The organism is Streptomyces sp. NPDC046712 (genome assembly GCF_040645695.1).
GTDB lineage: Bacteria > Actinomycetota > Actinomycetes > Streptomycetales > Streptomycetaceae > Streptomyces.
Genome location: NZ_JBEYYW010000051.1, coordinates 21,301 through 32,258, shown reverse-complemented (window position 1 = coordinate 32,258; position 10,958 = coordinate 21,301). Strand labels below are relative to the sequence as shown.

Annotated in this window: 11 protein-coding genes; 6 read left to right on the top strand and 5 right to left on the bottom strand. The window is 71.5% G+C overall.

Translation table 11 applies throughout. From position 1 onward, the window contains the following. Positions 1-926 (bottom strand): hypothetical protein (locus ABZ939_RS36610; protein WP_361864895.1); only part of this gene is annotated, 926 nt, incomplete at its 3' end. A 157-nt stretch (positions 927-1,083) separates the two neighbouring features. Between ABZ939_RS36610 and ABZ939_RS36605 the strand changes: the two genes are divergently transcribed. From ABZ939_RS36605 to ABZ939_RS36585, 5 genes are all read left to right on the top strand, one after another. Continuing rightward, the gene (locus ABZ939_RS36605; RefSeq protein ID WP_361864893.1) at positions 1,084-1,239 is read left to right on the top strand and encodes a hydrophobic protein; all 156 of its coding nucleotides are present in this window, start codon (positions 1,084-1,086) and stop codon (positions 1,237-1,239) included. A 78-nt stretch (positions 1,240-1,317) separates the two neighbouring features. Continuing rightward, entirely contained in the window at positions 1,318-2,217 is a 900-nt protein-coding gene (locus tag ABZ939_RS36600; RefSeq protein ID WP_361864892.1) for an RNA polymerase sigma-70 factor, read from the top strand. A 118-nt stretch (positions 2,218-2,335) separates the two neighbouring features. Then, entirely contained in the window at positions 2,336-3,085 is a 750-nt protein-coding gene (locus ABZ939_RS36595) for an NAD(P)H-binding protein (protein WP_361864890.1), read from the top strand. A 76-nt stretch (positions 3,086-3,161) separates the two neighbouring features. Next, positions 3,162-3,824, top strand: a complete 663-nt coding sequence (locus ABZ939_RS36590) for a response regulator transcription factor (RefSeq protein WP_361864899.1) — start codon at positions 3,162-3,164, stop codon at positions 3,822-3,824. A gap of 103 nt (positions 3,825-3,927) precedes the next feature. After that, positions 3,928-5,595 carry an alpha/beta hydrolase gene (locus ABZ939_RS36585; protein ID WP_361864888.1) on the top strand — a complete coding sequence of 556 codons (1,668 nt, stop codon included), beginning with the start codon at positions 3,928-3,930 and terminating at the stop codon, positions 5,593-5,595. Positions 5,596-5,607: 12 nt separating this feature from the next. Here ABZ939_RS36585 and ABZ939_RS36580 read toward each other — a convergent pair whose 3' ends face one another. After that, positions 5,608-6,204: a TetR/AcrR family transcriptional regulator gene (locus ABZ939_RS36580; protein WP_361864886.1), complete on the bottom strand. Its 597-nt coding sequence runs from the start codon at positions 6,202-6,204 to the stop codon at positions 5,608-5,610. A 53-nt stretch (positions 6,205-6,257) separates the two neighbouring features. Here ABZ939_RS36580 and ABZ939_RS36575 point away from each other — a divergent pair, with 53 nt between their 5' ends. Then, complete coding sequence (locus ABZ939_RS36575) at positions 6,258-7,247, top strand: GNAT family protein (RefSeq protein WP_361864884.1); 990 nt, start codon at positions 6,258-6,260, stop codon at positions 7,245-7,247. A gap of 114 nt (positions 7,248-7,361) precedes the next feature. Here ABZ939_RS36575 and ABZ939_RS36570 read toward each other — a convergent pair whose 3' ends face one another. The 3 genes from ABZ939_RS36570 to zapE form a co-directional block, all read right to left on the bottom strand. Continuing rightward, positions 7,362-9,086 carry an acyl-CoA dehydrogenase family protein gene (locus ABZ939_RS36570; protein ID WP_361864882.1) on the bottom strand — a complete coding sequence of 575 codons (1,725 nt, stop codon included), beginning with the start codon at positions 9,084-9,086 and terminating at the stop codon, positions 7,362-7,364. A 61-nt stretch (positions 9,087-9,147) separates the two neighbouring features. Next, a complete protein-coding gene (locus tag ABZ939_RS36565; RefSeq protein WP_361864880.1) occupies positions 9,148-9,717 on the bottom strand; it encodes a PadR family transcriptional regulator in 570 nt (189 codons plus the stop codon). Positions 9,718-9,833: 116 nt separating this feature from the next. Continuing rightward, a complete protein-coding gene (zapE, locus tag ABZ939_RS36560; protein WP_361864878.1) occupies positions 9,834-10,952 on the bottom strand; it encodes a cell division protein ZapE in 1,119 nt (372 codons plus the stop codon). Positions 10,953-10,958 lie beyond the last annotated feature (6 nt).

Sequence of the window (10,958 nt, the reverse complement as noted above, 5' to 3'; positions counted from 1 at the left end):
CGGGCGGCGCCCGGGCGCGGGCGACTCCCGCCCTCCGTTTCTCTGTGGCGGCGGGCCGGGGGGGCGGCGGGGCGCCCCGCGCCCCCCCCGCGGCCGGCCTCCTTCACCGCCGTCTCGGCCTCGGCCGCCGCGGTGTGCGCGGCGCGCTGCTCCTGTTTCGCCTCGCGCAGCTGCCGCTCCAGATCGGTGACGCGCTCGTCCGCCGCGGCGGCCCGGTCCTGCGTCGTACGTCGCTCCCCCTCGGCCTCGTCGAGCACCTCGTCGCGACGGCGGGCCTCCGCGGTGGCCGCCTCGGCGGCCGCTCGGTCCCGCTCCCGCCGCTCGCGGCGTTCCGTCTCCGCCTTGCTCGGCCCCTTCGCCGCGGGCTTCGGGGGCTCCGCGGACTTCCCGGACTTCGCGGACTTCGCGGGTTCGGCGGCCTTCGGGCGCGGGAGCGCCGCCTCCGGGGTGACCTCACCGAAGCCGACGGGCGCCTCGGGAGCCTTGACGAGCCTGCCCGTCGCCCACTCCGCGGCGACGTCGGGGCCGGCCAGCACGGCGTGGAAGATCTGCTCGACGTCGTGGAGCACGGCGTCGCTCACCGGCTGTCCGGTATCCCGCGCCGACGCGGCCGCCTCCCGGGCGAGCGCGGCGATCACCTTGTGCCGCTGCCCGCTCGCTTCCCGCATCTTCACGGGATCGAGCGTGCGGTGGGCCTCCCGGAGGGCCTCCCCGAGCGCGAGCAGGCGGTCGACGTCCGCCTGCCGCTCCCGTACGAAGAGGTTCGACACCCAGGCCGCCGTCGTCGGGCGCCGGAGGCCCGAGATCACCTTCACCGCATGGGCGTCCCGTGCCTTGCGTGCCTCGGCGACGTACGCGTCGCGGGCGCCGGTGAACTCCTCGGGCCGCAGCCCGTACAACTCCTCGATGATCTGCTCGACGTCCACGCCTCCCACTATCCGCCGGGCGCTTCCGGAACCGCTGCCGCCACGCTCGCTCAGGGCGTGAGCACGTGTGCATGAGACGCGATGTCCTGGGCAAACGCCGGAATGCCAAGGGCGTGCCCCCGGGACGGGGGCGCCCCGACTCCGCGGAGGTGCCGTCATGGTCCCGCTTCTTCTCGTGCTGCTGCTGATCCTCATTCTCTTCGGAATCGGATTCGCCGCGGAAGTGCTCTGGTGGATCGCCATCGCATTGCTGGTGCTCTGGGTCCTGGGCTTCTTCATGCGTTCCGGGAACGGACGCTGGTACCGCTGGTGAGCCGATGAGAGCCGGGGTGCTCCCCGACGGACAGCCCTGCCCGCCTACCCCCTTCGGCGGGTCTGCGAGGCTGGGCGCATGACGTCAGGAACCGCCGAGGAGTTCACGTTCCACCGCCCCAGGATGTTCGGCCTGGCCTACCGGTTGCTCGGGTCCGCCGAGGAGGCGGAGGACGCCGTGCACGACGCCTATCTGCGGTGGAGCGGCGCCGACCGGGCGTCGATCGAGCATCCCGGGGCCTGGCTCGCCAAGGTCGTGACCAACCTCTGCGTCAACCGGCTCACCTCGGCCCGCGTACGGCGTGAGCGGTACGTGGGGCCATGGCTGCCGGAGCCGGTGTTCACGCAGGACGGAACACTCGGCCCCCTGGAGTCGGCCGAGCAGCGCGACGCCGTGTCGACGGCGCTGCTGGTGCTGCTGGAGCGGCTCACACCGACGGAGCGCGCGGTCTATGTGCTGCGCGAGGCGTTCGGCTACAGCCATCGGGACATCGCGGGGGCGCTCGACCTGAGCGAGGCCAACTGCCGTCAGGTGTACCGCCGGGCGGTCCAGCGGGTGGCGACGCCCGAGGCCCGCTTCGCACCGACGACCGCGCGGCGGCGCGAACTCGTCGAGTCCTTCGTGCGGGCCGCGCGCGAGGGCGACATGGCAGGTCTGGAGAAGCTGCTCGCCGAGGACGTCACCTGGTGGAGCGACGGCGGCGGCAGGGTCACCGCCGCTCTTCGCCCCATCGTCGGCCGGGACCGGGTCCTGCGCTTCCTGACAGGCGCCATGCGGCGTCTCCCGGACGGACTGGTCCTCACGGCCGCCGAGGTCAACGGGGCTACGGCGCTGGTGGCGCACACCGAGGCACAACTCGTCGCCGTCGCCTCGTTCGAGCTGCGAGACGCCGCCGTTGCCCATGCGCGGGTCGTGATGAACCCAGACAAACTCACCTTCGCAGAACGGCAGTTCACCGCCCCGTCCCCCACGACGTGACCGCCGGGTGAGCGCGGTCACCGAGGTGGCTGTCACATCCGTGGGTCCTCGCCGGTTCTCAGCACATGACAGGCGTTCCACCGGGGAGCGCCCGCTCACCGAAGGGACGACACCCACGATGACCACCTTCCTGGTGACCGGCGGTACCGGAACCCTCGGCCGGCTCGTCACCGAGCGGCTGCGCTCCGCGGGAGAGCACGAGGTGCGCGTGCTGAGCCGCCGCTCCCAGCCGTACGCCGTGGATCTGCGCGAGGGCACGGGGCTGGCCGCGGCCGTCGCGGGTGTGGACACGATCGTGCACTGCGCGAGTTCGCCGCGCGGTGGCGACGAGCAGGCGGCACGCCATCTGATCGAGGCGGCCCGCGAGGCCAGGGTCCGGCATCTGGTGTACATCTCGATCGTCGGCGTCGACCGGGTGCCGCTCGGCTACTACCGGACCAAGCTCGCCGTCGAGGGGCTGATCGCGGAGTCGGGGCTGGGCTGGACCGTGCTGCGCGCGACGCAGTTCCACGACCTGGTGCTGCGGGTCCTGCACGGCGCGGCGGCGCTGCCGGTCATGCTGCTGCCCGCAGGGGTCGCCGACCAGCCGGTCGAGGTGTCGGAGGTCGCCGCCCGGCTGACCGAGCTCGCCTGCGGGGCGCCCGCGGGGCGCGTGCCCGACATGGGCGGCCCGGAGGTCCGTACGCTGCCGGAGCTGGCCAGGGCCTACCTGCGTGCGAGCGGACGACGCAGGCTTCTCCTGAACGCGCGCCTGGCGGGCCGGGCGTACCAGGGATTCCGCGCCGGCGGCCATCTGACGCCGGACCTCGCCGTGGGCACGGTCACGTTCGAACAGTTCCTCGCGAAGCGTTTCCCCGCGCAACGGTGATATGACGCCGGGGGCTCATCACCGGGGCCCCGCGAGGATCTTGCCGGTCACACGCCCTAGGGTGTGCGGCGTGCGAGTGCTCCTGGTCGAGGACGACGAGAATCTGCGATTCGGCGTGGCGGCCGCGCTGCGTGCGGCGGGGCTCGCCGTCGACGAGGCCGCCGACCTGCCCCGGGCCGACGAGGCGCTGTTCGTCACCGCGTACGACTGCGCCGTCTTCGACCGGATGCTTCCGTCCGGGGACGCCGCCGCGTACGTCGAGGAGATGCGTCGTGGCGGCCGGGCGGTGCCGGTGCTCTTCCTCACTGCCCGCGACTCGGTCGCCGACCGTGTCGAGGGCTTCGCGAGCGGCGGTGACGACTACCTGATCAAGCCGTTCGCCGTCCCGGAGCTGGTCGCCCGGGTCCGCAGTCTGTGCCGGCGTTCCGCGATCGTCCGCCCGCCCGTCCATCAGGTCGGCGACCTGGAGGTCGACACCGCCCGTCGGCGTGTGCACCGCGCCGGGGTGCTGCTCATGCTGACGAGCCGGGAGTTCGCGGTCCTGGAGATGCTGGCCACGCGTGCCGATCAGGCGGTGTCCCGGGCGGAGTTGCTGGAGGGCTGCTGGGACGAGATGGCCGAGCCGCAGTCCAACGTCCTGGACGTGCTCATCTCCCAGCTCCGCCGCAAGCTGGGAGAACCGGCGCTCATCCACACCGTCCGGGGTGTCGGGTACCGCCTCGCCTCCGACGACCTGTGACGAGCCGGCCGACCGCCCCCGGCCGGCCGGCGCCGTCGTCCTCATCAAATCCTCAGCATCGGCCCGTCATGCTCCCCAGCGAATCGACCATGGGAGCACTTCGTTGAACCGCGCCGTCCGCCACCACGCCCCGACCTCCACCCCGGCCTTCACCCTGGCCATCGCCTTGGCCTTCCTCGGCGCCACCACGCTCGCCGCCTGCACCACGCCTCCGGGGCCCGACACGGGCAAGGCAGTGGGGGCGACCGGCTCTGTCGACCCCGCCGCCCGGCCCGAGCTGAGGTCCTTCTACCAGCAGAAGCTGAAGTGGACGGCGTGCGGTGAGTACCGGTGCGCGGAGCTCACCGTCCCCATGGACTACGCCCACCCGACGAACGGGAAGACCTTCGTCCTTCCGGTGGCCCGAGCGGTCACGGCGAAGCCTGCCGAGCGGATCGGCTCGATCATCGCGAACCCCGGCGGGCCGGGCGCTTCCGGGGTGACCTCCCTCCTGGAGGAGGGCATGACCGATTCGTTCACCGCCGAGGCGCGCGCCCGCTTCGACATCGTCTCCTTCGACCCGCGGGGTGTCGGGGGCAGCACGCCGGCGCTGACCTGCGGGGGAGGCGAGGAGTCGACCGAGGAGACGGCTTCCCGGACGGCTTCACAGTCCCCCGCGGCCGATCCGTTCTTCCCGAGGACCGTCGGGGAGCGTGCCGAGGTGCTCGCGGCCGCGAAGCAGCGGGCCGATGCGTGTACGAAGCACAGCGCCGGCATCCTGCGGCACGTCGGCACGCAGGACGTGGCCCGGGACATGGACGTGCTGCGGGCCGCCCTCGGCGAGTCCCACGTCACGTATCTCGGCTGGTCGTACGGGACGAGTCTGGGCACCTCGTACGCAGAGCAGTTCCCACGCCGGGTCCGCGCGATGGTCCTGGACGGCGCTGTCGACCCCTCCCTCGACTGGGCGAAACGAGCCGTGAGCCAGGGCGTCGGTTTCCAGCGGGCCGTCGAGGATTACATCGCCTCGTGCGCCGAGGTGGCCGCGGACAGCTGCCCCGGCGGCACCCCCGAGGAGATACGCACCTTGATCGACGGGCTCTTCGAGCGGACCGCGCGCGATCCGCTGCCCGTCGAGGGAGATGAGGACGGCGCCGACGCGAACGTGCTGCTCGAAGCTCTCGTCATGTCGACGTACGCGCCCGAGACGCAGTGGAAGGACCTCTCCCAGGCCCTGCGCGACGCGGGTCGCGGCGACGGTACGAAGCTGGCGAAACTCGCGGAGACCAAGGAGCCGGCGCCGGATACCGACGACTCCGACACCCCCGACCCCTCGGACGGGGCGAGCGATGCCGACGAGCCCGGCGCGGAGGTTCCCTCCGACAACAGCGACGCGGCGCTCCAGGCCGTCAACTGCTTCGACATCCCGCATCCCCGCGATCCGCAGGCGTACTGGAAGGCCCTCGCCCCCGCCGAGGAGGCCGCGGGCCGCTACGGCACCTCCGGTGTGACCACGGCACTCACCTGCAAGGACTGGCCCACGACCGCTCAGCGGCCGCACCGGGTCGACGCAACGGGTGTCGTCCCCGTCCTGGTGGTCGGCACCACCGGCGACGCGGCCACCCCCTACGAGGAGGCGACGAGCCTGGCCTCCCAGTTCCCCGGCGGCATGCTCCTCACCTACGAGGGTTTCGGCCACACGGCGTACGGCCGCAGCAACACCTGCGTCACGCGCCACGTCGACGACTACCTCATCGAGCGGAAGCCGGTCCCCTCCGGGACCACCTGCTGAAGGAGCGACCGATCAGGCCGGGCCGGAGATCGAGGCGAGGAAGTCGTCGAGCATCGCGGTCTGGACGTCCTCGGAGAAGCGGCCGGGGTCGAAGAGGGCCTGGACGACGAGTCCGTGGGTGAACGCGACGGCCGTGGCCGCGAGTCGGTCCGGGTCGGCGGTCGCGGGCAGCTCGCCGTGGTCGCGAGCCTCTTCGAGGTGCGGGCGGATCGTCGAGCGCAAGCGGGTGTAGCGGTCGGCCTGGTCCGCGCCGAGGGCGTCGTCGGCGAGGGCCAGGTCCCACGAACTGACCCAGATGCGGTTGCGGGCGGTGTCGCCGGGGGTCAGCGGCAGGATGTCCAGCAGCATGGCGCGCACGGTGGCGAGGCCCTCGGCCGGACGTTCGCGGCGGGGGCGCTCCGCGGTGCGCTTCTCCAGCAGATCCAGGGCATGCGCGATCAATGCCCGCTTGGTCGGGAAGTAGTGCATGAGCATCCCGGTCGAGACACCCATCGCGGCGGCGACGGCACGCAGCGTCAGCCCGCCGAACCCCTTGTCGGCGAGTACGTGCCACACCGCCTGGGAGACGTCCTCGCGGCGGGCTTCACGATCTCCGGGTGCGGGCGGCATGCTGTTACCTTACATACCGAACGCTTGTTACGTACCCAGGGAATGAGGCATCCGTGTTCGCACTGCCGCTCGGCGACGACGCTCGACTCCGCCCTCTGGAGCCCTGGCAGGCGCGGGAGTTCCTCGACCACATCGACCGAGCCCGGCCGTTCGTGGACCCCTGGATACCCTGGGCGACCTTCAGCACCGACCTCGCCTCCGCCACGGCCGTCCTTCAGCGATACGCCGACCACCAGGCCGCGGACACCCGACGGATCTACGGGATCTGGCTGGACGGCACGCTGGTCGGCGGGGTCATGTTCACGAAGTTCGACACCGCCTCCGGGGTCTGTGAGATCGGCTGCTGGCTGGAAGCGGACGGGGCGGGCCGTGGGCTGGTGACCCGGGCCTGCCGGGCGTTGATCGACTGGGCGTTCGGGGAACGCGGGATGAGCCGGGTCGAATGGGTGGTCGCGGCGGGGAACACCCGCAGCATCGAGGCCGCGCGACGGCTCGGCATGACCCGCGACGGTGTGCTGCGGCAGCACACTCTGTACCGGGGCGTGCGGCACGACACCGAGATCTGGTCGATCCTCTCCACGGAGTGGCCACCCGCGGACCACGGGCCCACGGCGGATTCACCCCGGACGGAAGGTCCCGCGTCCGACGTCAAGGCCGAACTCGACCGGCTGGCGGGCGCCTTCCTCGGCGCGTTCACCAATACCGGCGGCAGCCGGCCGAACCTCGACGTCGTCCGCGAGGTGTTCATCCCGCAAGGAACGATCATCAGCAACGTCGGCGCCGAGCCCGTGATCTACGATCTCGACGCCTTCATCGAGCCCCGGCAGAGGATGCTCACCGACGGGACGCTGACGGAGTTCTCCGAATGGGAAGTCACCGAGCGCACCGAGATCTTCGGGTCGATCGCGCACCGCTTCAGCGAGTACCACAAGTCCGGATTCCTCGACGGCGCCTGGTTCGAGGGCTCCGGGCACAAGACCACCCAGTTCGTCCGCACGCCTGCCGGCTGGCGGATGAGCTCGATGGCCTGGGACGACGTGTAGGGCCTCTCACCCCGAGGCCCGTCGGCCGCGACGGCCTCTCCGCCCCGAGGCCCCTCGGCCGATCCACCCGCCGCCCTCGGCCCCGACGGGGCTGAGGGCGGCGGTGGGGCGGGGTTACGGTGCCATCTCGTACGCGCCCGACAGGGCCTCGACACGCTCCCAGACCCGGCCCGAACGTGCCTCGTCGACGACCGGGCGCCGAACGGCTCCCAGGGCCCAGAGCTGCTGCTGCTCGGTGGCGGAGTCCTTGCCGTGCAGTTCGACGGCGTGGGCCGAGAAGTCCCGTACGAGAACGGCGAACAGCTCGTCGAGCACGTCCTCGTCGAGGCCGGTCAGGCCCGCCTGCTCCAGGACCAGCTGGCCGTGGACGACGAGCGCGAAGAGCTGGCCGACGGCGAGGAGGAGGTCGAGGTCACGGCTCTGCTCCTCGTCGGGGGCCGCGGTGGCGACGAACTCGCAGAGCGCATCGGCCTGTTCGCGGAAGCGCCCGACGTTGGGCAGGTGGGCGTACGCGTCGTACGCGGCGCGCCAGTCGTGGAACCGTACGGATCCCAGGCCGCGGGCCGGCCCCTGGCGGAAGAGGAAGGTGTCGTCGGCCTCGTCCAAGCGGGTCGGGACGGGCTCGTACGCGACCGGGTCCAGCAGGTGGTTCCGCATGAACTTGAGGATCAGCGCCAGGTTGACGTGGACGGTGCCCTCCAGCTTCGGGAGGCCCCGGATCTCGACGGCCGCCTGGGCGAAGTAGTTGTCCTTCTCGAAGCCCTTGGCGGCGATGACGTCCCACATCAGGTCGATGACCTTCTCGCCCTCCGTGGTCACCTTCATCTTCGTCATCGGGTTGAAGAGGAGGTAGCGGCGGTCGTCCGGGCCCGCGGTGCGGAAGTAGTCGACGGCGCGGTCGCTGAACAGCTTCATGCCGACGAGACGGACGTACGCGTCGGTCAGCTCGCGCCGCACGTGCGGGAAGGCGGTGACGGGGCGGCCGTAGAGGATGCGGTTCTGCGCGTGGGTGACGGCCTCGTACATCGCGTGCTCGCAGATACCGATCGAGGCGGTGCACAGGTTGAACTTGCCGACGTTCACGGTGTTCAGGGCGGCGTCGAAGGCGGCGCGGCCGGTGTGCAGGACGTCCTCCGGAGCGACCGGGTAGTCCTCCAGGCGGAACTCGCTGACGTACTTCGACGAGTCGACGACGTTCTTGACCAGGTGGTACGCCGGGTGGCGGCTGTCGGCGGCGAAGAAGACGTAGCCGTCGGGGCCTTCGACGTCGGTGCGGCGGCCGAAGACGGAGACCAGTCCGGCGGCGTTGCCGTTGCCGATGTAGTACTTCGATCCGGTGGCCCGGAAGCCACCCGCGCCGTCGGACTCCAGGAGCATGTCGGTGGAGTAGATGTCGGCGCCGTGGGCCTTCTCGGACAGGCCGAAGGCGAACACCTCGCCCTCGGAGAGGAGCTCCGCGGCGCGGGCACGGGCGGCGGGGTTGTCGCTCTGCCAGACGGGGCCGAGGCCGAGGGTGGTGACCTGCCAGGCGTACCAGTAGTCGAGCCCGTAGAAGCCGAGGATCTCGTTGAGGGCCGCGATGCGGGCGGTGTCCCAGCGCTTGTCCGACTCCCCCTCGGCGGCGGCGCCGGAGGGCGTCAGGAAGGTGGCGAACAGCCCTTCCTTGGCGGAGAAGGCCAGGAAGTCGGCCAGCCAGGCCCGGGACCGGTAGTCCTCGATCAGCCGGCGCTTGCCGCGCTCCTCGAACCAGTCCACGGTGGCGCGCAGCAGTCGGCGGGTCTCGGGATCGAAGTGCGCCGGGTCGTAGGTGTGCGGGTTGAACAGCAGCGAGTCGGCCATGTGCTCCGTCTTTCGGTCGGGTGGACGAGAGGGGGGTCGTGAGGCGCGGTCCGGGCGCCGATCAGCGCTCGGAACCGAGGCGGTGGAGGGTGGCGAGGACGTCGTCGAGCCAGGCGAGCGTCATCCGCTCGTACGCGATGCCACCGCGCAGCACGACGTGCTGGAGTTCCCGCCCCGCGTCGAGTGGACCGTCGGCCGCGCCGGGCGCCCCCGGTCCCGTGAAGTCCCGTTCCTCGCCCGCGAGATAATGGTCGAGGCGCTCGATGTGCGCCTGCCGGTGCCGCTCGACCTCGCTGATCAGCGCGGCCGGGTCGTCGAAGGCCGCGCCCCGGATCTTCACGGCGAGGTCGTGCCGGACGCTCTCGGGTTCGATGGGCTCGTGCAGCCACCCGGACAGGACGGCCCGTCCGAGCGCCGCGACCGAATACTCCTTCTTGTCCGGACGGCCCTGCTGCGGCACGTCGCGGACGTCGACCCAGCCCTCGCTCTCCATCCGCTTGAGCACGCGGTAGATCTGCTGATGGCTGGCGGTCCAGAAATACCCGATGGACCGCTCGAACCGCCGGGCCAGCTCGTAGCCGGAACCGGGCTTCTCCAGCAGGGACACAAGAATCGCGTGTTCGATCGCCACACCCGAATCCTTCTATGCAACTCGTTGCATAGGCAAGCGCGACCGCCCGGGTGAGACGCGGCTCACCCGAGCGCCCCCCCGAAAGGCGGGGCGCACCCGCTGGGGACGCTCGACGGTCACCGTGCGACGCCCGCCCGGCGCAGCATCGCCAGTCGGCTGGCCGTACGGTCCAGATCGCGCATCAGGCCGGATCCGTCGGACACTCCGGCCAGCGGGTCGGCGCCGATCAGGAACAGGCGTACGTCGCGGTCGCAGCAGACGTCCACCAGGTTGGCGAACCGCTGGCGCCCGTCCGCCGTGCAGGAGGCCAGGGGCGGAACGTCGCTCAGGACCAGGGTGGCGAAGCGCTCGGCGAGGGCCAGGTAGTCCGGTACCGAGGTGGTGCCCTCGCAGAGGTCGTCGAAGCCGAACCAGACCAGGTCGGCGCGGACGGCCTTGGCGGGCAGCTCATGGTGGTGCACGGGTACGAGGACGGCTTCGTCGGGGCGCGGCGCGAGCAGGCTCGGCTCGCCCGGCAGCGTGTCCGTCTCGTCCGTCAGGCAGGCGCCCTCCGCGAACCTCCGTGACCCATGGACCTGTTGGGGAAGCCGCCGGAAGTCCGTCGGGCCGGAGACGTCCAGGACGTCCATCCGCTCTTCGATCAGGTGGATCGTGGGCTCGAAGAGATGGTGGTACAGCGGGTTCGGCATCAGCCCGGCGGGCGGGTAGTTGGACGTGGTGACAAGGGTGACGCGCCGGTCCAGGAGCGTACGGAAGAGGCGGGCGACCAGCATCGCGTCACCCGCGTCGTGTGCGTGGAACTCGTCGAAGACCAGGATCCGGCAGTCGCCGAGCAGCTCGTCCACCGCACGGTCGACGGCGCTGCGCCGGCCGTGCGAAGACCCTTCGTGCGGCTCGCCCTCGCGCGACCGGCCTTCACGGGCCACACCGTCGTGCAGGGCGCGGAAGAAGTCATGGAAGTGCAGCCGCCGCTTGCGCGTGGTCGGCAGGCCGTCGAAGAAGGTGTCCACCAGCCAGCTCTTGCCGCGCCCGACCGGGCCCCACACGTAGAGGCTGCGCGGCGGCTGGGGTGAGCGGCCGAACAGTCCGCTCGATCCCACCAGTTCGCCCGCGAGCCGGCAGAGCCGCTCGGCAGCGAGCTCCTGCGCCGGGGCGACGGTGAAACCCCGTTGCTCGGCGGCCTGTTGAAAATGGCGCCGCATCGCCTCGTACTGCTTGCGTATCTTGTGATTCACGCGCCG

Bases quoted from the DNA above. Each gene is read 5' to 3' on its own strand.
- ABZ939_RS36605 (WP_361864893.1), top strand. From the start codon at position 1,084: ATGGTCCCGCTTCTTCTCGTGCTGCTGCTGATCCTCATTCTCTTCGGA.
- ABZ939_RS36600 (WP_361864892.1), top strand. From the start codon at position 1,318: ATGACGTCAGGAACCGCCGAGGAGTTCACGTTCCACCGCCCCAGGATG.
- ABZ939_RS36595 (WP_361864890.1), top strand. From the start codon at position 2,336: ATGACCACCTTCCTGGTGACCGGCGGTACCGGAACCCTCGGCCGGCTC.
- ABZ939_RS36580 (WP_361864886.1), bottom strand. From the start codon at position 6,204: ATGCCGCCCGCACCCGGAGATCGTGAAGCCCGCCGCGAGGACGTCTCC.
- ABZ939_RS36570 (WP_361864882.1), bottom strand. From the start codon at position 9,086: ATGGCCGACTCGCTGCTGTTCAACCCGCACACCTACGACCCGGCGCAC.